21 protein-coding genes are annotated in these 19,684 nt (G+C 64.5%); 11 read left to right on the top strand and 10 right to left on the bottom strand.

Annotated elements, in window-relative coordinates:
• Window positions 1-18: 18 nt before the first annotated feature.
• A complete protein-coding gene (locus NJG22_RS10380; protein WP_253094319.1) occupies window positions 19-417 on the bottom strand; it encodes a hypothetical protein in 399 nt (132 codons plus the stop codon).
• Window positions 418-1,081: 664 nt separating this feature from the next.
• Between NJG22_RS10380 and NJG22_RS10385 the strand changes: the two genes are divergently transcribed.
• Entirely contained in the window at window positions 1,082-1,699 is a 618-nt protein-coding gene (locus tag NJG22_RS10385; protein WP_253094327.1) for a LysE family translocator, read from the top strand.
• A gap of 122 nt (window positions 1,700-1,821) precedes the next feature.
• Here the strand turns inward: NJG22_RS10385 and NJG22_RS10390 are convergent, their stop codons facing one another.
• The gene (locus NJG22_RS10390) at window positions 1,822-2,658 is read right to left on the bottom strand and encodes an aminoglycoside phosphotransferase family protein (protein WP_253094329.1); all 837 of its coding nucleotides are present in this window, start codon (window positions 2,656-2,658) and stop codon (window positions 1,822-1,824) included.
• A 263-nt stretch (window positions 2,659-2,921) separates the two neighbouring features.
• Here NJG22_RS10390 and dusA point away from each other — a divergent pair, with 263 nt between their 5' ends.
• The 3 genes from dusA (at window position 2,922) to NJG22_RS10405 (ending at window position 7,087) form a co-directional block, all read left to right on the top strand.
• On the top strand, window positions 2,922-3,929 hold the full coding sequence (gene dusA / locus NJG22_RS10395) for a tRNA dihydrouridine(20/20a) synthase DusA (RefSeq protein ID WP_253094337.1): 1,008 nt from the start codon (window positions 2,922-2,924) through the stop codon (window positions 3,927-3,929).
• A gap of 189 nt (window positions 3,930-4,118) precedes the next feature.
• A complete protein-coding gene (tal, locus tag NJG22_RS10400; RefSeq protein WP_253094340.1) occupies window positions 4,119-5,039 on the top strand; it encodes a transaldolase in 921 nt (306 codons plus the stop codon).
• Between the two features lie 194 nt (window positions 5,040-5,233).
• Window positions 5,234-7,087: an alkaline phosphatase D family protein gene (locus tag NJG22_RS10405; RefSeq protein WP_253094341.1), complete on the top strand. Its 1,854-nt coding sequence runs from the start codon at window positions 5,234-5,236 to the stop codon at window positions 7,085-7,087.
• A gap of 75 nt (window positions 7,088-7,162) precedes the next feature.
• On the opposite strand, the gene rssC is transcribed toward NJG22_RS10405, so the two are convergent.
• Window positions 7,163-7,645 carry an anti-sigma factor antagonist RssC gene (gene rssC, locus NJG22_RS10410; RefSeq protein WP_134691725.1) on the bottom strand — a complete coding sequence of 161 codons (483 nt, stop codon included), beginning with the start codon at window positions 7,643-7,645 and terminating at the stop codon, window positions 7,163-7,165.
• On the bottom strand, window positions 7,642-8,826 hold the full coding sequence (rssB, locus tag NJG22_RS10415; RefSeq protein WP_253094342.1) for a two-component system response regulator RssB: 1,185 nt from the start codon (window positions 8,824-8,826) through the stop codon (window positions 7,642-7,644). Before rssB ends, rssC begins: the two co-directional genes overlap by 4 nt.
• Before the next feature lie 270 nt (window positions 8,827-9,096).
• Between rssB and NJG22_RS10420 the strand changes: the two genes are divergently transcribed.
• Window positions 9,097-9,396, top strand: a complete 300-nt coding sequence (locus tag NJG22_RS10420) for a PilZ domain-containing protein (protein WP_217853757.1) — start codon at window positions 9,097-9,099, stop codon at window positions 9,394-9,396.
• Window positions 9,397-9,459: 63 nt separating this feature from the next.
• Here NJG22_RS10420 and NJG22_RS10425 read toward each other — a convergent pair whose 3' ends face one another.
• Window positions 9,460-10,167, bottom strand: coding sequence for a VacJ family lipoprotein (locus tag NJG22_RS10425; protein WP_253094343.1), 708 nt, complete (start codon window positions 10,165-10,167; stop codon window positions 9,460-9,462).
• Window positions 10,168-10,356: 189 nt separating this feature from the next.
• Between NJG22_RS10425 and NJG22_RS10430 the strand changes: the two genes are divergently transcribed.
• Window positions 10,357-10,908: a phosphonoacetaldehyde phosphonohydrolase-related protein gene (locus NJG22_RS10430; protein ID WP_253094344.1), complete on the top strand. Its 552-nt coding sequence runs from the start codon at window positions 10,357-10,359 to the stop codon at window positions 10,906-10,908.
• 124 nt (window positions 10,909-11,032) lie between these two features.
• The gene (locus tag NJG22_RS10435) at window positions 11,033-11,296 is read left to right on the top strand and encodes a DUF4404 family protein (RefSeq protein ID WP_253094346.1); all 264 of its coding nucleotides are present in this window, start codon (window positions 11,033-11,035) and stop codon (window positions 11,294-11,296) included.
• Window positions 11,297-11,328: 32 nt separating this feature from the next.
• Here NJG22_RS10435 and queF read toward each other — a convergent pair whose 3' ends face one another.
• Window positions 11,329-12,159: an NADPH-dependent 7-cyano-7-deazaguanine reductase QueF gene (gene queF / locus NJG22_RS10440; RefSeq protein WP_217853753.1), complete on the bottom strand. Its 831-nt coding sequence runs from the start codon at window positions 12,157-12,159 to the stop codon at window positions 11,329-11,331.
• A 68-nt stretch (window positions 12,160-12,227) separates the two neighbouring features.
• Window positions 12,228-12,746, bottom strand: coding sequence for a cupredoxin family protein (locus NJG22_RS10445; RefSeq protein ID WP_253094349.1), 519 nt, complete (start codon window positions 12,744-12,746; stop codon window positions 12,228-12,230).
• Between the two features lie 156 nt (window positions 12,747-12,902).
• Here NJG22_RS10445 and NJG22_RS10450 point away from each other — a divergent pair, with 156 nt between their 5' ends.
• Both NJG22_RS10450 and NJG22_RS10455 read left to right on the top strand, forming a co-directional pair.
• Complete coding sequence (locus NJG22_RS10450; protein WP_253094350.1) at window positions 12,903-13,583, top strand: heavy metal response regulator transcription factor; 681 nt, start codon at window positions 12,903-12,905, stop codon at window positions 13,581-13,583.
• Window positions 13,580-14,926: a heavy metal sensor histidine kinase gene (locus tag NJG22_RS10455; RefSeq protein ID WP_253094447.1), complete on the top strand. Its 1,347-nt coding sequence runs from the start codon at window positions 13,580-13,582 to the stop codon at window positions 14,924-14,926. Before NJG22_RS10450 ends, NJG22_RS10455 begins: the two co-directional genes overlap by 4 nt.
• A gap of 57 nt (window positions 14,927-14,983) precedes the next feature.
• Here NJG22_RS10455 and NJG22_RS10460 read toward each other — a convergent pair whose 3' ends face one another.
• The 3 genes from NJG22_RS10460 to NJG22_RS10470 form a co-directional block, all read right to left on the bottom strand.
• Window positions 14,984-16,228 carry a lipoprotein-releasing ABC transporter permease subunit gene (locus tag NJG22_RS10460; RefSeq protein ID WP_253094358.1) on the bottom strand — a complete coding sequence of 415 codons (1,245 nt, stop codon included), beginning with the start codon at window positions 16,226-16,228 and terminating at the stop codon, window positions 14,984-14,986.
• Window positions 16,229-16,290: 62 nt separating this feature from the next.
• Window positions 16,291-16,974 (bottom strand): lipoprotein-releasing ABC transporter ATP-binding protein LolD, encoded by a 684-nt coding sequence (gene lolD / locus NJG22_RS10465; RefSeq protein WP_253094359.1) that lies wholly within the window; start codon window positions 16,972-16,974, stop codon window positions 16,291-16,293.
• Between the two features lie 7 nt (window positions 16,975-16,981).
• Window positions 16,982-18,232 (bottom strand): lipoprotein-releasing ABC transporter permease subunit, encoded by a 1,251-nt coding sequence (locus NJG22_RS10470; RefSeq protein ID WP_253094361.1) that lies wholly within the window; start codon window positions 18,230-18,232, stop codon window positions 16,982-16,984.
• Window positions 18,233-18,325: 93 nt separating this feature from the next.
• On the opposite strand from NJG22_RS10470, the gene NJG22_RS10475 reads away from it, so the two are divergent.
• Together NJG22_RS10475 and NJG22_RS10480 are read left to right on the top strand one after the other, a co-directional pair.
• On the top strand, window positions 18,326-18,910 hold the full coding sequence (locus NJG22_RS10475; protein WP_253094362.1) for a PilZ domain-containing protein: 585 nt from the start codon (window positions 18,326-18,328) through the stop codon (window positions 18,908-18,910).
• Window positions 18,911-18,940: 30 nt separating this feature from the next.
• Window positions 18,941-19,657, top strand: a complete 717-nt coding sequence (locus tag NJG22_RS10480) for a glycerophosphodiester phosphodiesterase (RefSeq protein WP_217853746.1) — start codon at window positions 18,941-18,943, stop codon at window positions 19,655-19,657.
• Window positions 19,658-19,684 lie beyond the last annotated feature (27 nt).

The following is a 19,684-nucleotide window of genomic DNA, read 5'->3' on the forward strand; positions in this document are numbered from 1 at the left end:
AAATCTTATTTACGAAATTTACAGGTTGCGCCCCGCCCGCCTCCAGCGCTGGAGCGCCACCCGCAGCAAGGCCGTCAACGGCCCCGTCAGCAGGATCGCCGCTGCGCACAGCGCCAGGCAGACGGCGGTAAAGCCCAGGGCGCGCACGGGGTGATGGGGGTTGAAATAGACCAGTACCAGCACTGCCAGCAGGCCCGTCAGCGCCCAACGGATCACCAGGCGTGGGATCGCCACCATCAGCAGGTTGAAGAACACGAAGGTGTAGAACACCAGCATCGTGGCCAGCCCGACGCCGACACCGCGGGCCAACGGTGGGCCGACCTGCTGGCGATACAGGTCGAAGCCCAGCGCCAGCAGGTAGGGAAACGCCACGCAGGCCAGTGCGTGGAGCAGCAAACGGGAGAACAACGACAACATGCGTCCATGATCCTTGAATCGGCCATTGATCCCGCATGGCCGTGGGCGGAGGGGCGCATGCTAAGAAGCGCGAGGGATCTGTGCAACCCGTTGGGTGGCCCATGCGTGAATAGAGAGAAAGAGGACAAGCAAAGTCCTAAGGATCTACGAATTGAAGGTCCAGGCTATCGTGCTGCACCCAAGTCATCCGCTTCGGTCATGATAAACCTCGCACACCGAAAGGATAAGCCTTGCGCTGGAGAACCAACTAACTGAATGGGCGATATTATAACAAGCTTGAAAGACACCACCCAATGCGCTAATAAATGGCCAGGAGCGCGCCAACGGACGTAGCGCTAATGCAAGCCACGGAAGGATTTGTCAGGTACCTGGATGCCAGCAGTGTAGATTATGAGTTTGCCGACGCGCGCGCGAGGGGCGATAGAATTTTAGAGGTCGGTGCCGGATCAGGTTTTTTAGCTTCCCTATTGCCAAAGCGATAGACGAGCAAGGGCTACGGTATGTCACCTCCCCTTCCATAGAACAACTTCAATCGGTGATAGCGCACAAGAAGAACAATATGGTCCGCTAAAGCGTTTCTGGGCGTGCGCGAAATCAACACCGGACTGGTCCTGAACTGGCCGATGACCATGATGTTAAGCTCACCCCTGCCAGGTCATCCATAATGCTGGGTTCAGCGCTCCTCACTTACCTTTTGACTTGCGCCGTGGCTGCAGCCACCCCAGGGCCAGGCACCATCAGTGTCATAACCTATAGCGCGTTTCTAGGATGGCGCAGGTCAATCCCAGTCATTTTAGGTATTCAGGCCGGCATGCTGGCAATGGCGGCTATCGCCCTGACAGGCGTGGCCGCCATTTTGATTGCCGCGCCAACCCTGTTTATCCTGCTTCAACTAATTGGCGTCCTCTACATCGGCTACTTGGGACTTTTATCAATAAGGTATGCCCACAAAGGTGTAGACATCATCAGCGGCAGCGACGACAGCGGGAACTGGAGGAACTTCAGGCACGGCGCATTAGTCACCTTTGCCAGCCCGAAGACCCTCCTCTTTTTCACTTCATTCTTTCCGGTATTCATCGACCCAAGCAAAGATACCGCCCCACAGATGGCCTGGCTATTGGTTTTGCTGCTATCCATAACCCTGGCAATTCACCTGGTTTATGCTTACTTCATGAAGTACTGCAAAAGCCTGCTGGTCAAGCATAGCTTCACCTTCAACATTGCCGTTGGACTGACTTTTATAGGGCTTGCCGTCTACATGACGCTTCATTCATGGGGCTAGTGTACGAAAGGCCTCGGCCATCATGTAGGAGCCGGCCTTGCCGGCGAAGAGGGCGGGCCAGGTAGCGCGATGTCAGGGCGCGAGCACGATGAGCACAGCCCCCACACGCGGTGTGCAAGGGCTCAGTCAGAAGAAACCTGCACGCCGCTATCAAGGCCAAGCGCCGAAGCGGCCAGCCTGGCCACCTCAAGCCTGCTGCCCGGTTCGAGACCATCCTCGATCATCCAGGTTGCCGACAACCCAGCCCATGCCAGCACCCATTGCAAAAGCCTGTGACGGTCAATCCCGGCAACGTCCGAGATGATCGCAATCCGCCGGGCAAAGCTTTCCGGTGCCAGCGCGCTGGCATCGTCCGGGTTGCAGAGAATATTGGCGTAGTCGAAACCTCGCTCGCCGCATAGCCCCTTGGGATCGATGGCAAGCCAACCGCGCGCCCCGAAATCCAGCACATTGCCGTGATGGATGTCGCCGTGCAGCACCACCACATCGCGCGGAGCAGCCAAAAGCGCCCGCGCCGCCCTTGCGCTGTGTTCAAGCACCCCACCGTGAGCCGCCGCCGCGCCCCAAAGCGCCGTGAACCATTGCGCCAATGGCACCAGCACCGGTGCCAATGCCGGGCGCGGTGCATGAAGACGGGCCAGCACCGCGCAGAGGATGCCCGTGGCTTCGTCATCCCCGCCACCTGCGACCATCTGTGCAAGCGATGCCGCGCCTTGCGCACGCACCATCAACAACGCTTGGTCATCGTGAGCCAGCACGGGAGCCGCACCCACACCCGCCCACCAGGCCATCAACCGGCTACCGGCCCGCTCCTCCGGTGATCGGGCGATTTTCAGCATGGCAGGCGTGTCGCCCTGGCGAACCGGGAGAAGATTGCCGTTCAATGAAACGAACGCCCCCCCATCGACGGTCAGGCCCCACCGTTTCAGGTACTGGTCATATAGGGTTTCATCACTCACTTATAGCCAACCTCTGCTCGCGCTCGAAGGCATTGCAACACAGATCGAGCGGCATGCCGACCCGCAAGACGCCCTTTCAATCAGGCCGCAGACCTGGCATATCGGGGCAATAGCCACACGCTGCACCGATGCTTAACGACACCTTGTCGCCGATCGGTTCGGACGAATCCCCTCACGCTTGGTAAACTGGCAACCATTCACTCTTCCCATCGCCTGCCAGCGCGCGCCACCGCCTGGCTTCGCTGAGTTCGTCCCGCACACTTATGCATTCTCAAGCCGTTACACCTACAGCCCCGCGCCCCGAGCCATCCCGCCGCTTCTCCGTGGCACCCATGATGGACTGGACCGACCGCCACTGCCGCTTCTTCCTGCGCCTGCTCTCCCAGCACGCCCTGCTCTACACCGAAATGGTCACCACCGGCGCCTTGCTGCACAACGACGCCCAGCGCTTCCTGCGCCATGACCAATCCGAGCACCCGCTGGCCCTGCAACTGGGCGGCAGCGTGCCGGCCGACCTGGCCGCCTGCGCACGCCTGGCCGAAGCGGCTGGCTACGACGAGGTCAACCTCAACGTCGGCTGCCCCAGCGACCGGGTGCAGAACAACATGATCGGCGCCTGCCTGATGGGCCACCCGGCGCTGGTGGCCGACTGCGTCAAGGCCATGCAGGACGCCGTGAGCATTCCGGTCACGGTCAAGCACCGCATCGGCATCAACGGCCGCGACAGCTATGCCCAGCTGTGCGATTTCGTCGGCCAGGTGCGCGACGCGGGCTGCCGCAGCTTCACCGTGCATGCCCGCATCGCCATCCTCGAGGGCCTGTCGCCCAAGGAAAACCGCGAGATCCCGCCGCTGCGCTATGACGTCGCGGCGCAGTTGAAGGCCGACTTCCCCGAGCTGGAGCTGGTGCTCAACGGCGGTATCAAGACCCTCGACGAATGCCGCAACCACCTGCAGACCTTCGACGGCGTGATGCTCGGCCGCGAGGCCTACCACAACCCGTACCTGCTGGCCGAGGTGGACCAGCAACTGTTCGCCAGCACGGCGCCGGTGGTCAGCCGCGCCGAGGCCATGGAGAAACTGCGCCCCTATATCGTCGCGCACCTGCAAAGCGGCGGCGCGATGCATCACGTTACCCGGCATATCCTCGGCCTGGGCCAGGGCTTCCCGGGGGCGCGGCGCTTCCGCCAGTTGCTGTCGGCGGATATCCACAAGGCCAGCGAGCCGCTGCAGGTGCTGGACCAGGCCGCCGAGCTGCTGCAAGGGCGCTGAGGGAACCTGGGGCGGAGTTGGCACTCGAAGGGAGAGCCTTTCGCCAGGCCCGGCGTTAGCCGGGACTGCTTCGCAGCCCATCGTGGGGCACGCTGCCTGCGGGGGCTTTCCCGATCCGCCTGCGACGGGCCTTGAGTGGCCGTCGGGGCTCGGGTAATGTCGAGTCATTGCACAGGACAGAGCACGCCCATGACCTCCAAGCTGGAACAACTCAAGCAGTTCACCACCGTGGTTGCCGACACCGGCGACCTCGACGCCATCACCCGCCTCAAGCCGGTCGACGCCACCACCAACCCTTCGCTGCTGCTCAAGGCGGCGGCCATCCCGGGGTACGCCGACCTGCTCAAGCAGGTCAAGGCCGACGCCAAGGGCAATGTCGACCTGGCCTGCGACAAGTTCGCCGTGGCGGTGGGTTCGGGCATTCTCAAGGTCATCCCGGGGCGCATCTCCACCGAGGTGGACGCACGGCTGTCGTTCGACGAGCCGGCGCTGCTGAAAAAAGCCCGCCAGCTGATCGAGCTGTACGACGCCGCAGGCATCAAGCGCGACCGCGTGCTGATCAAGCTGGCCTCCACCTGGGAGGGCATCCGCGCCGCCGAGCAGCTGGAAAAGGAAGGCATCCAGACCAACCTGACCCTGCTGTTCTCCTTCGCCCAGGCCCAGGCCTGTGCCGACGCCGGGGTGTTCCTGATCTCGCCGTTCGTGGGGCGCATCTACGACTGGTACAAGAAGAGCACCGGCAAGGACTACGTCGGCGCCGAGGATCCAGGCGTACAATCGGTCACCCGCATCTATGACTACTACAAGACCAACGGCTATGACACCGTGGTCATGGGCGCGAGCTTCCGCAACATCGGCCAGATCGAACAACTGGCCGGCTGTGACCGCCTGACCATCAGCCCCGAGCTGTTGCAGCAATTGGCCGACGACCAGGGCGCGCTGCCGCGCATCCTCACCCCGGGCAATGCCGGCGAGGCCAAGCAGGTGCTGAGCGAAAGCCAGTTCCGCTGGGCGATGAACGAGGACGCCATGGCCACCGAGAAACTGGCCGAAGGCATCCGCCAGTTCGCTCGGGACCAGGAGAAGCTGGAAGCGTTGATGGCTGGCTGACAAAGCCTGATACATCTTCGGCTTGATCGACGGGCGGTAAATGCACAGCATTTTCCGCCCGTTTTTCGTTGGATTGGCCGACAACGCCATCTCGGGGCAAGCCCGCTCCGACAATCAATACGTCACATTCCCCACAACCTGTGGGAGCGGGCTTGCCCCGCGATAGCGTCATTCCAGACAAAGCCGAGCCTTAGATGATCCCCAGCGCCACCCTCCCCCTTGTCCTTGCCGGCCCGCTACTGCGCCGCCTGGAGCCACAGCGCCTGGCGATCTGGCTGGTCGGCTCGCAACCGCTGCAAGCCGAATTTATCCTGGATCAGGCCGGCATCGGCGCCACGGCGCGCTGCCAGGTGGTCGCTGTGGGTACGCACGCCTTCATCCACCTGCTGGACATCCACTTCGATCAGCCGCTACCCAGCGACGTGGCCCTCGAATACGACCTGCGCCTGGCCAACGGCCAGGGCATCGCCGACTGGGCCCCGCACCTGCTCTACCCCAAGGCTAGCCGCCCGAGCTTCGTGCTGCGCGAACGCCTCGACCAGGTGCTCCACGGCTCCTGCCGCAAGCCTCATCACCCGGCCGCCGACGGCCTGCTGTGCGCCGACCGCCTGCTCGCGGCCGGCCCAGCCCCTGCAGAGCGCCCCGCCGTGCTGTTGATGAGCGGCGACCAGGTCTACGCCGACGATGTCGCCGGCCCCATGCTGCGTGCCATCCATCAGCTGATCGAGCGCCTGGGGCTGTTCGACGAAGCCCTGGACGGGGCCTTGGTCGACAGTGGCGCGGCGCTGTATCGCCACCCGGCCTGCTATTACCACCGCGCCGACCTGCTGCCGGCCCAGGAAGGCAACGAGACCCTGCGCGAGCGCTTCTTCGGCGGCAAGCGCAAGCCGATCTTCTCCTCCAGCAACGCCGACAACCACCTGGTGACCTTCGCCGAGGTGATGGCCATGTACCTGCTGGTGTGGTCGCCGCAACCATGGGCATTGGTGACCATGGACATGCCCCCCGGCCTGACCGCCCAGCGCCAGGCCCGCTACCGCGCCGAGCAGCCGCTCGTCGCGGGCTTCGCCGAGGGCCTGGGCCAGGTGGCGCGGGTCATGGCCCACCTGCCCTGCCTGATGATCTTCGACGACCACGACATCACCGACGACTGGAACCTGTCGGCGCAGTGGGAACAGACCGCCTATGGCCACCCGTTCTCGCGGCGCATCATCGGCAACGCCCTGCTCGGCTACCTGCTGTGCCAGGGCTGGGGCAACGACCCGGACGGCTGCGCGCCGCTGGTCGAGCAATGCTTAAGGTTGAGCGACGAGCGCGACGCACTGATCGGCGAACTGCTGCGTTTCCAGGGCTGGCAATACGCACTGCCGAGCAATCCGCCATTGCTGGTGCTGGATACCCGCACCCGCCGCTGGCGCAGCGAGAGCAACCTGGCCAAGCCCTCGGGCCTGCTCGACTGGGAAGCGCTGAGCGAACTGCAGCAGGCGCTGCTGGACCATCCTTCGGCGATCATCGTGTCACCGGCGCCGATCTTCGGGGTCAAGCTGATCGAGACCGTCCAGCGGCTGTTCAGCGCCCTGGGCTATCCGCTGCTGGTGGATGCGGAGAACTGGATGGCCCACCGCGGCGCGGCGCAGGTGATCCTCAACATTTTCCGCCATTCGCGCACGCCGGGGCATTACGTGGTGCTGTCGGGCGACGTGCACTACTCGTTCGTCTATCAGGTGCTGATCCGCCATCGCCAGCGCAGCCCGCACCTGTGGCAGGTGACCAGCAGCGGCATCAAGAACGAGTTTCCGCGGCGCCTGCTGGATGTGCTCGACCGGCTCAACCGCTGGCTGTATTCGCCGCGCTCGCCGCTGAACTGGTTTACCCAGCGTCGGGAGATGGAGGTGGTGCCGCGCATACCGAGCCGCAGCAAGGCCGGGGAGCGCCTGTGGAACAGCGCGGGCCTGGGGCAGGTGTTCTTCGATGAGCAGGGGCGACCGGCGCGGGTGTACCAGCTCAATGCCGATGGCTCGCCAGCAACGGCGTTCATCCAGGATTGACGCTATCGCGGGGCAGGCCCGCACCGGCGTTGAATACAATCGTTCCTGCAGGTTTACCCGATGGCGTCGGCAGGATCAGGAGCGTTCCAGCGCATGCACCAGGTCATGGAAGGCTTCGCGGTTGGAGTCGTTCAAGCCCATGAGAATCTTGTGCGCCTCCAGCACCTTGGAGCGCACCACGCTTTCGTCCTGGTCCTGCGAGGGCAGGTCGGTCAGGCACTCCGGGCACGGCACCGGGCGGTCGACGATGTTGAACACCTGGTCGAAGCCCATGGACTGCAACAGGCGGGAGATGTCGGGGTTGGTGGTCACCACGGTCGGCAGCAGGCCGACCTTCTGCCGGGACAGGATCGACAGCTTGGCCAGCAGGCCCAGGGTGGTGCTGTCGATACTCTCGGTTTCGGTCAGGTCGATGACGATGGCCGAGAAGTTCAGCGCGGTGAAGATCTTCTCGATCGTCGCATCCAGCGCCGAACACAGGGTCAGGCGCACTTCACCGACAAATTTCAGAACGAAGGTCCCGCTTTGTTCGGCGAACTGGATTCTACCGGTACTCATTCAAGGTTCCTGCTCAACACCAATAGGGCGATATCATCCGGCATCTCCCCAAGCGTAGCCAATTCGAATCGTTGGCGCAGCCCCTCCAGGCTACCCCCCGCTGCCTTGACGATTTCCGGCAAGGTCGCTTCCTTATCTTTGAGTGTGTGCCCCGGCAAAAGGTCCAGAATGCCATCGGACATCAGGGTCAGGCTGAACTGCGGCGGCAGCTCCAGCACCTGGTCCTGGTAGCTGGCCTCGTCGAACAGCCCGACCGGCAAGCCGCGGCCTTCGAGGTAGCGGGCCTGGCCCGGGGTATACAGCACCGGCAGCGGCAAGTGGCCGCCGACGCTGTAGGTGAGCAGGCCGGTGTCCTCGTCGATGACGCCACCGACCATGGTCACATGCTTGCCCAGCTTGCAGTTGATCAGCCCGCGGTTGATATGGCTGAGCACCTGCGAAGGCTTGAACTCGCGCATCTTGCCGCTGCGTTTGAATTCGAACAGCAGCCGCGTGGTCATGAACTTGAGCAGCACCGTGACGAACGCCGACGAAGCGCCGTGGCCGGATACGTCCGCCAGGTAAAAAGCGATGCGCCGCTCGTCCACGCGGAAATAATCGGCAAAGTCGCCCGACAGGTACAGCGATGGGATGATCTGGTGCTCGAAGGCGAACTCACCGGCCACCCAAGGGTTTTCCGGCAGCATGTTCATCTGCACCTGGCGCCCGGCGGTCTGGTCTTCCTGCAGCAGGTGCAGGCTGGCTTCCAGTTCGCGGTTGGCGGCCTCGAGCTTGTCGCGGTAGCGCTGGTTTTCCAGGACCAGCCGCGCGCGGTCGAGCGCGCGGCGCACCGAATGCTCGAGCACGGCGAGGTCTTCCAGGGGCTTGATCAGGTAATCCGCCGCGCCCAGGCGCAAGGCCTCGACCGCATCGCTCATGACCCCGGCACCGGACACCACGATCACCGGCAACTGCGGGGCCAGCTCGCTGATCCGGCGGATCAGCTCGAGGCCGCCCATCTGCGGCATGCGCAGGTCGCAGATCACGAGGTCGGGCTGGCGTGCTTCGAAGACCTGGAGCCCCTGCTGGCCGTTGCCGGCCTGGAGGACGCTGAAACCGCTGTCTTCCAGATAGGCGGCGAGGCTGGCACGGACCACGTCGTCGTCATCGATGATCAGCAGCGTTGCACTGGGTTTCTGCATGTGGGCGAACGGCGCCAGATTTGGGTTGGCGTAGCGGCTGCGGAACGACCGACAGACGGCTACTGGAATGCTCTCTAGCCACTCTCTATCTGAGTTGTAGGACAAGAAGACTGGTCCGGCAAATAGTGAGGTGCCCTGTAAGGCGCTGACGGTACTCCCATCCGCCTGGCGTTTCAAGCATGGGCAGGTAGACTTCCCTGCACTTTACAGGGCAAATCACCCGGCGTTATAAGAAAGCCGACCCGCGCAATCTGATGAAAGGATGCAAGCATGTCCCAGCACCCCGTGGATTACAGCGAAAAACGCGATTTCATTCGCATGCGTATCGATGCCGAGGTCCAGTTGCTGCAAGCCGACCAGGTGATCAGCGCCGTGTGCATCGACCTTTCCAGCAGCGGCATGCAGGTGCAGGCGCCGCGGCGTTTCCAGGTGGGTGAGCGCCTCGAGGTGCGCATCGACTCCGAGCACACGGCCCTTGCGGGGCTGCATGCCAGCACTGAGGTGGTATGGATCGCCGACCAGCCGGGCGGCGCCCAGCGCTTCGGCTTGCGCATCCTGGCCATGCATTAAGCCGTTACACATTCACCCGAACAAATGGGGCTGCCTTGCAGCCCCATGACCTGACCGACGTGGTCAGAAGTCGTCTTCGACCTGCCCGTCCTTGACCTTGAACTCGCGGTTCTGCAGGTAGGCGTTACGCAGGAAGATGTACTTGTCACCCTGGATCAGCTTCTCCGCCGACAGCAGGCTGGCGCGGGTGTCGACCACCTCCAGGGCGAAGATCGAGTTGCGCGTCGGCACATGGTCGATGTAGCGGTAGGGCTCGGTGTAGGTGTCCGGGTACTTGGCCAGGCCGTCACGCACGGTGCTTGGGCCGAGGAACGGGATGACCACGTACGGCCCGCTGGGCACGCCCCAGTAGCCGAGCGTTTGGCCAAAGTCCTCGTCGTTGCGCTGCAGGCCCATCTTGGTGCCGACATCGAAGAAACCACCCAGGCCGAAGGTGGTGTTGACGATCAGCCGCGCGGTATCCACCCCTGCCGCGTGCGGCTTGAGCTGCAGCACGTCGTTGGCCAGGTTGGTGACATCGCCCAGGTTGCGGAAGATGTTGTGGATGCCATCTTCGAGGAACTGTGGAGTGACCGCCTGGTAGCCCTTGGCCAACGGCTTGAGGGCATAGGTGTCCAGGGTATCGTTGAACTTGAAGATCGGTCGGTTGACCGACTCCCAGGGATCTTCCTCGGTGGCCGCCTGGGTAGCCGCCACGGGCGCCAGCAGCAAGCTGGCGCAGACACAGGCCTGGGTGACTCGCTCGAGCACTCCGGCACCGATCCTACGCATAGATGTTTCTCCATCGGATTTCACGGCGGCAACGGCCGTTGGCGCGTTGCTGAATTGGACGCAAGTATAATGGCTTACTAGCTGAGGCGTAGTTTTACACATCTCCGTCAAGATTATGTGAACAACTGTTGCGGTCATCTACCGGTAACATGGGCGCGCTAGCGTGGGGGCTATTTCAGGGACGTTGCCATGCAAGACGCACCCGCCTTCACCGCCGTGCTGTTCGGCCTGCGCGGCTGCCTGGTCCAGACCGCGAACGGCACGCCCCTGCCCGCCCCCGGCGCCCTCGACTCGCTGGCCCGCCTGCGCTCGCGCCGGGTGCCGTGCATCTGGCTCGACGAACTCAGCAGCAACCAGGGCAAGCGCTGGACTGGCGTGCTGCCCGAGTGGTTGCCGGGGCACCCGGTCAACGGCAGCTCGTGGCCGGCGCCAAACGCCTGCTGGCAAGCCTTGATGAGCCTGCACAGCCAACGCCTGGACGGCTGCGTGCTGGTCAGTGGCGAGCCACGGCTGCTGCAATCGGGCCTGAACGCCGGGCTGTGGACCGTGGGCCTGGCGGCCTGTGAGCAGGCGTCGGCGCAATGGCAGGCGCTGAGCCGACAAGAACAGGAGCGGGCCCGCGGCAAGGCCACCCTGGCGCTGTACGGCCTGGGCGTGCACTCGGTGATCGACCACCTCGAAGCCCTCGACGCCTGCCTGGCGGACATCGCCCAACGCCGGCACAAGGGCGAGAAACCCTGATACGTCCCCGTTGATACGGGTCATGCAAAGCGCCGGCAGGTGGATTACGCTAGAAGACAGGCCCGAACCTTTGCCGCTTCGCTGAGGTCCATGCCTTGCCAAGTCATTGATGGAGTAAGAAACAATGCCTGCCCGCGAACTGCAAGAGCAACTCGATAGCCTGCGCGAGCAACTGGACCGCAATCCACCACTTTCGCTGGAAGAGCGCGACCACCTGCGCGAACTGATGCAGCAGATCGAAGCCCAGATCAAACTCGAGGAGGCGACCCAGGACAACAACGTGGTCGACGGCGTGAACCTCGCCATCGAACGTTTCGAAGCCGATCACCCCGACCTGACGGCGACCCTGCGCAGCATCGTCAACTCGCTGCACAGCATGGGTATCTGAAAAAACCAGGGCCGCAATGCGGCCCCATTACATTACTGGCGCACCAACCGCAGGTTCTGCGGGCTGATCGCCGCGGTGCTGCGGTACGGGTTGATATCCAGGCCACCACGACGCACATAGCGCGCATACACCGTCAGGTGTTCGGGCTGCAGCAGGTTCTTCAGGTCCAGGTAGATCCGCTCCACGCATTGCTCGTGGAAGTCGGCATGCTGGCGGAAGCTGATCAGGTAGGTCAGCAGGCTGGCAGGGTCCAGCGCTGGCCCCTTGTAGCTCACCACCACGCTGCCCCAGTCTGGCTGGCCGGTGACCGGGCAGTTGGATTTGAGCAGGTGGCTGTGCAGCGTCTCTTCTACCACGCGCTCCGAGGAGCAACGCAGCAGTTCCGGTTGCGGCTGCTCGTAGTTGCTGATGCTCACATCCAGCGCGTCGATGCACAGGCCCGGCAAGGCGGTCACGCCTTGGGCCTCGACCTCTGCCAGGGTGCTGACCTTGACCGCCACCGGCTTGCCTGCCGCGGCGGACAGGTCCTTCACCAGGCACGCCTGCAGTTCGGCCAGCGACGCGAACACGGTCTGGTTCAGCGAGTTGAGGTACAGCTTGAACGACTTGGATTCGATGATGTTCGGCGAGTCGCACGGGATGGCGAACTCGGCGATGGCCACCACTGGCTTGCCCGAGGGCAATAGCCAGGACAGCTCGAAGCAGTTCCAGAAGTCCACGCCCTGCCACGGCAATGCCTCGCCGCTGACGCCCAACTCGGCCCACTTGGCCAGGCGCGGGATGGGGAACAGCAGCGCGGGGGTGTAGGTGGCGATGTATTCGCTGGACTTGCCCAGCGGGGAATGTTCGGCGGCGGGATGCATGGAAACTGACCTGAAGGTTCGAAATTGCCCCTAGTCTACCGGTTTTGCACCCCGCCTTGGAGCGGATCTCACTCGATGGTCAGCGGCCCGACCATGCCGGCCTGGTAATGGCCCGGCACATTGCAGGCGAACTCGATGGGCGCCGACTTGTGGAAGGTCCAGGTGAGCTCGGCGCGCTGGCCAGGTTGCACCAGCACGGTGTTGCCAGTGTCATGGCCGTGGCCGCCGCCCATCATCTGGCTGTGGTCCATCTGGCCATGGTCCATGCCTTCGTGATTCATGCCAGCGGTGAAGAGCTTGCCTTGCATGGCGACCATTTCCTTCTGGTGCTCGGCGTGCATGGCCTTGTCGCCCAGGTTGAACTCGTGGGGCAACTGGCCCTGGTTGATCAGCACGAAGCGCACGGTCTCGCCGGCCTTGACCTTGAGGCTCTTGGGCTCGAAGGCGATGTCCTTGAGCAGCACTTCGACGGTGCGGGTGGCCTTGGCCGCCGGGGCCGGCTCGCCGAAGGCCAAGGGCTTGGCCTCGCCAGCGAAGGTGGGCAGGCTGGCAAAGGTGAGCACGGCGGTGAGCAACAGGTGTTTCATGGATGACTCCGGATCATTGCAGCGAAAGTGGCGCCATTGTCGAAAAGGCTGGCTGGCAGCTGGCTGACCGCAAGATTACAACTTTGTCAGCTTGGCCAGGCCGGCGGATCGTCACGTATCATTTCCATCACCACGCCCCCTGGAACAAGGACCGCCATGAAACTGCTGATCGTCGAAGACCAGGCCAAGACCGGCCAGTACCTGAGCCAGGGCCTGAGCGAGGCCGGCTTCGCCACCGAGCTGGCCAACGACGGTGACAGCGGCCAACACCTGGCGCTGACCGGCGACCACGACCTGCTGATCCTCGACGTGATGCTGCCCGGGCGCAACGGCTGGCAGATTCTCCAGGCCGTGCGCCAGGCCGGGCTGGACACGCCGGTGCTGTTCCTCACCGCCCGCGACGCCGTCGAGGACCGCGTGCACGGCCTTGAGCTGGGCGCCGACGACTACCTGGTCAAGCCCTTCGCCTTCTCCGAGCTGCTGGCCCGGGTGCGCAGCCTGCTGCGCCGGGGTGCCAGCGCCAACCAGGACACCTGCCTGAGCCTGGCCGACCTGCGCCTGGACCTGGTCCGCCGCCGCGCCGAACGCGCCGGGGCGCGCATCGACCTGACCGCCAAGGAGTTCGCCCTGCTCGAACTGCTGCTGCGCCGCCAGGGCGAGGTGCTGCCCAAGTCGCTGATCGCCTCGCAGGTGTGGGACATGAACTTCGACAGCGACACCAACGTCATCGAGGTGGCGATCCGCCGCCTGCGCCTGAAGATCGACGACAGCCACCCGGCCAAGCTGATCCATACCGTGCGCGGCATGGGCTACGTGCTCGAGGAGCGCCAGGACTGATGCGCCGCCTGTCCCTCGGCAGCCGCCTGGCCCTGCTGTTCGCCGCCTGCACCGCGGCCGTGTCGCTGGGCGCCGGCCTGTTGTTCAGCCGGGCCAGCGCCCAGCATTTCGTCGAGCTCGACCAGCAACTGCTCAGCGGCCGGCTGTCGCTGATGCGCAGCTTGCTCGACGGCGTCGACAGCCAGGCGCAGCTGGCCCCGCGCCTGCCAGCGCTGCTCAACGAACTGAGCCACCAGTCCGACCTGGCCTTGCGCGTGCGTGGCGCCGACGGCACGTCCTGGTTCGCCAGCCGTGGCGCGCTGCCGCCGGCACCCGAGCATAGCGGCCTGGCCACCCTGCACAGCCAGGGCATCGACTACCGCAGCCTGAGCACGCCGCTGCACGATGGCCAACCCGGTTCGGCGCAACTGACTCTGTTCCTCGATATCACTCACCACCAGCATTTTCTGCAAGGCATGCAGCGGCTGATCTGGCTCACTGTCGGGCTGTCGGCACTGGTCACCGCGCTGCTCGGCGCCTGGGCCGCGCGCCGCGGCCTGCAGCCGTTGCGGCAGATGGGCAAGGTCGCCGCCAGCGTCAACGCCCGCTCGCTGACCACCCGCCTGCCGGCCGCCGAAATGCCCGAGGAACTGGCCAAGCTGGCCGGTACGGTCAACGCCATGCTGCAACGCCTGGACGATGCCTTCCAGCGCCTGTCGGCATTCTCCGCCGATATCGCCCACGAACTGCGCACACCGCTGTCCAACCTGCTCACCCACACCCAGGTCACCCTTACCCGTCCGCGCAGCCTGGAAGAGTACCGTGAAGCCCTTCACGGCAACCTTGAAGAACTGCAATGGATGGCCCAGTTGGTCAACGACATGCTCTACCTGGCCAAGGCCGACCACGGCCTGCTGATGCCCAGCCGCCAGCCGCTGGACCTGGCCGCGGAGGCCGATGCGCTGCTGGAGTACTACGCGCCGCTGGCCGAAGATGCCGAGGTGCGCTTGCTGCGCGAGGGCCAAGCCCACACCGAAGGCGACCGGCACATGTTGCGCCGGGCACTGTCCAACTTGCTGGACAACGCCCTGCGCTTTACCCCTGCCGGTGGGGAGATCCGGGTAAGCCTGGAGCCAGGGCTGCACATCGTGGTGGCCAACACTGGGCCCGCGATTGCGCCGCAAATGCTGGAGCGATTGTTCGACCGCTTCTACCGGGCGGATCCGGCGCGCCAGGAAGGCAGCAGCGAGCATGCAGGGTTGGGGCTGGCGATCACCCGCTCGATCGTGCAGGCGCACGGTGGGAAGATTCGGGCGGAATGTGAAGATGGATGGACGCGGTTCGTGATCGAGTTGCCTGCGTAGGGGCTGCTGCTCAGCCCTCGCCGGCAAGCCGGCGAGGGGCGCCAAGCGCCCCCTGCCTTACTCGTAACGCAACGCCATCGCCGGTTCGATCTGCGAAGCGCGGTACGCCGGGTAGATCGTCGCCAGGAAACTCATCACCAGCCCCGCCACGCAGATGATCGCCACATCACCCCATTGCAACTCGGACGGCAGGCTGCTGATGAAGTAGATGTCGGAGGTGAAGATGTGCTGCCCGCTGACCCGTTCGAGCCAACCGACCACCGCGCTCACGTTCAGCGCCAGGACCACCCCCAGCACCCCGCCGAGCAGGGTGCCGACGATGCCGATCAGGCTGCCCTGGACCATGAACGTGCCCATGATCTGCGCCGGCGTCGCGCCGATGGTGCGCAGGATGGCGATGTCGGCGCCCTTGTCGTTCACCACCATCACCAGAGTGGCGATGATGTTGAACGCCGCCACCGCGATGATCATCATCAGCAGCAGGCCGATCATGGTCTTTTCCATCTTCATGGCGCTGAACAGGCTGCCCTGGGTGTGCGACCAGTCATCGGCGCGGTAGCCCTGGCCAAGGCCCGCGGCAATCGCCTTGGACACCTGCGGCGCGGCGTACAGGTCGTGCAATTTCAGGCGCACGCCCTGCACCTGGCCTGGCGCCCAGCGCTGCATCTGGCCGGCGTCGGCGACATGGATATAGGCCTGCGAGCCATCCAGCTCGGCGCCGACCTTGAAGATGCCGACCACCGTCAGGCGCTGCATGCGCGGGGTGATGCCGCCCGGTTCCTTGCTGATCTCCGGCACGATCAGGGTCAGCTTGTCGCCGGTATTCAGGCGAAAACGCCGGGCCGTGAGCTCGCCGATGACCACGCCGAACTCGCCCGGCACCAGCGCCTGCAGGCTGCCCTGGACGATGTGCTGGGTGACGATGGAGACCTTGCCCTCTTCGGCCGGATCGATGCCGGCGACCTGGATCGGCTGCATCGCCCCCTTGTACGAGAGCATGCCTTCCATCTCGGTGAGCGGCGCGGCGGCGATCACCGCCGGGTTGCCCTCGGCGGCCCTGGCGACCTGGCGCCAGTCGTCCAGCGGCTGCTCGCCGAGGATCGCGGCATGCGGCACCAGGCCGAGCACGCGCGAGCTCATCTCGCGCTGGAAGCCGTTCATCACCGACAACACCGTGATCATCGCCAGCACGCCCAGCGACAGGCCGATCATCGAGGTCATGGAGATGAACGAGATGAAGTGATTGCGGCGCTTGGCACGGGTGTAGCGAGCACCGATGAACAAGGGCAAGGGTCTGAACATGTACAGGTACACCCAACAGAGAAGTGAACCGGGGCGCCCTCACGGCGCCCCGCGCAGGCGATTCAGATCGCCACCAGATGCCCGTCTTCCAGGCGCAGCACACGGTCCATCTGCCGCGCCAGGTTGAGGTCGTGGGTTACCACCAGGAACGCCGTCTGCGAGTGGCTGGACAGCTCCTGCATCAGCTCCTGGATACCCTGGGCGGTGTGGTGGTCGAGGTTGCCGGTGGGCTCGTCGAGCATCACCAGGCCCGGGCGGTTGACCAGGGCGCGGGCGATCGCCACACGCTGGCGCTCGCCGCCGGACAGCTCGGCCGGCTTGTGATTGAGCCGATGGCCCAGGCCGACGCGCTTGAGCAGCGCCTCGGCGCGCTCGCGGGCTTCGCTGATCGGCGTCTTGCCGATCAGCAGCGGCATGCAGGCGTTTTCAAGGGCGGTGAACTCCGCCAGCAGGTGGTGGAACTGGTAGACGAAGCCCAGCGCGCGGTTGCGCAGCAGGCCACGGGCCCGCTCGCCCAGCGCCGACAATTCTTCGCCAGCCAGCCAGACGCTGCCCTCGGTGGGCGTGTCCAGGCCACCGAGCAGGTTGAGCAAGGTACTCTTGCCCGAGCCGGAACTGCCGACGATGGCCACCCGCTCGCCGGGCCGCAGTTCGAGGTTCAACCCCGCCAGCACCTGCACCGACTCCGGGCCTTCCTCGTAGCTCTTGCCCAGGTTGCGGCAACTCAACACGGCTTTATCACTCATGCGCGACTCACTCATAACGTAGCGCCTCTGCCGGCTGGGTGCGCGAAGCGCGCCAGGCCGGGTACAGGGTGGCGAAGAAACTCAGGACCAGCGCCGCGCCACAGACCATGTAGACGTCCTGGGCCTGAAGCTGCGACGGCAGGTAATCGATGAAGTACACGTCGGCATTGAGGAACTTGTGCCCGATCAGGGTCTCGATGCCGGCGATCGCCGCGCTCACGTTGAGCGCGCCGAAAATGCCCAGCACGGCGCCGATCAGGGTGCCGACCACGCCGATCACCGTGCCCTGGACCATGAAGATGGCCATGATCTGTGCCGGCGTGGCGCCCAGGGTGCGGAGGATGGCGATATCGCCGCGCTTGTCGTTGACCACCATCACCAGGGTGGAAATGATGTTGAACGCCGCCACCGCCACGATCAGCAGCAACAACAGGCCAATCATGGATTTTTCCATGCGGATGGCCTGGTACAGGTTGCCGTGGGTGCGGGTCCAGTCACGCGGGTAGAATTCCTGCTCGCCCAGCTGCTGGGCGATGTCCCAGGCAGCGCGCGGGGCCTGGAACAGGTCGTCGAACTTGAGGCGGATGCCTTGTACCTGGTCGGCCTTCCAGCGATGCAGGCGCGACAGGTCGGCGATGTTGGTGATGCCCAGGTAGCCGTCGATCTCGCCGGCACCAACGTGGAAGGTGCCGACCACGGTGAAGCGCTTCATGCGCGGGAACATGCCCGCCGGGGTGACGCTCACCTCGGGGGCGACGAAGGTCAGCTTGTCGCCGATGCCGACGCCAAGCTTGGCCGCCGCCTTGTCGCCGATCATGATGCCCCACTCGCCCGGCGCCAGCTTGTCGAGGCTGCCCTGCTGGACGAAGTGGTCGATGATCGACACCTCGCGCTCGCGCGCCGGGTCGACGCCGTTGAGCAGCACCTTCTGCACCTTGCCATCGTGGGTCAGCAAGCCCTGCATCTGGGTGAAGGGCGCAACCGCCAGCACCTGCGGATTCTGCTTTACTTTAGAGGCAAGGGCCTGCCAGCCGTCGATCGGCTGGCCGGTCTCGAGCGTGGCGTGGGGGATCATCCCCAGCACGCGGGTACGCATCTCGTGGTCGAAACCGTTCATCACCGAGAGCACCACGATCATCACCACCACGCCCAGGGCGAGGCCGATCATCGAGGTGAGCGAAATGAACGAGACGAAGTGATTGCGACGCTTGGCACGGGTGTAGCGCGTACCAATGAATACGAATAGAGGTCTGAACATGTCGGGGCTTGTTCGGATGAAAGGGAACGTCCTTGTGGCGAGGCGCCTACGGCGGCTTTACACTCGGACCACCGCCGTAACCTTGGGTTCGCCATGACGACATTAGACGAAGAAGATCGCCGCGAATACTACCGCATCGAAGATCGGATCGCACTCCAAATCAGCCCCCTCAGCGCGGCCGAAGCCCTTGAAACAGAACTGTTGCAGGATGATTCCGAGCTGTTCAACCTGCTCAGCGAACTACACCTGTCCGACTTCGAGTCACAGCACCTGTTGCGCCAGCTGAGCGAGAAGGACCGTACCCTCGCCGCCTTTTTGCGTGCGCAGAACAAGCGCCTCGACCTGCTCAGCGCCGTGGTCGCGCAGACGCTGATCGGCGAGATCGGCCAGCCGCAACCGGTCATCATCTCCGAAGGCGGCATCGAGTTCGCCCAGCACCAGCAGATCGCCCCGGGCACCCGGGTGAAAGTGAAGATGGTGCTGATGCCCCGCGCCCACGGCCTGCTGCTGCGCGGCCGGGTCACCCACTGCGATCCGCGCCCCGAGGGCGGCTTCGAGGTGGGCACCGAGTTCACCGACATGACCGACGCCCAGCGCCAGCTGCTGGCGCGCTATATCCTGCAACGCCAGCAACAGCAGCGGCGCCAGGCACTGGAACAGAACGACCCCGCGTCCTGAGCCCTTTCACCTGAATTTGAAGGAACGAACGTGACCCTTATCTACGGCCACCGCGGCGCCAAGGGCGAAGCACCCGAGAATACCCTGCAGAGCTTCCGCCAGTGCCTGGCGCACGGCGTCAACCGCTGCGAACTCGACCTGCACCTGTCGGCCGACAACGAGCTGATGGTGATCCACGACCCGACCCTCAAGCGCACCACCGGCCGGCGCGGCAAGGTGGTCGAGCACAGCGCCGCCGACCTGGTCACCTACGATGCGCGCAAAGGCGGCCCAGGCCATGTGCAGCCCTGCCCCATCCCGCGGCTGGAGGAACTGTTCGAGAAGTGCCCGTTCGAGCATTGGCAACTGGAGGTCAAGAGCGCCTCGCGCACCCGCGCCGCCAGCACCGTGCTGGCGATTCGCGAGCTGGCCCAGCAGCATGGCCTGCTGGACAAGGTGACCATCACCTCGAGCTCACGGGAAGTGCTGGGCGCCGCCCAGGAGCTGGTGCCGGACGTCAAGCGCGGCCTGGTGGCCGAATACGCCTGGCTCGACCCGCTGAAGGTCGCGCAGAACTACGGCTGCGAGATGCTCGCCTTGAACTGGACGCTGTGCACCCCCGAGCGCCTGATCAAGGCGCAGCGCCAGGGCTTGCACGTGTCGGTGTGGACGGTCAACGAACCGGCGCTGATGCGCCGGCTCGCCGACTTTGGCGTGGACAGCCTGATCACAGACTTTCCCGGTTTGGCCAAGACCACCCTCGGGTAGGGCTGAAATCGGTCTCCCCGACCGGCT

The sequence above is a fragment of the Pseudomonas sp. VA159-2 genome (assembly GCF_024126635.1).
Taxonomy (GTDB): domain Bacteria; phylum Pseudomonadota; class Gammaproteobacteria; order Pseudomonadales; family Pseudomonadaceae; genus Aquipseudomonas; species Aquipseudomonas muyukensis.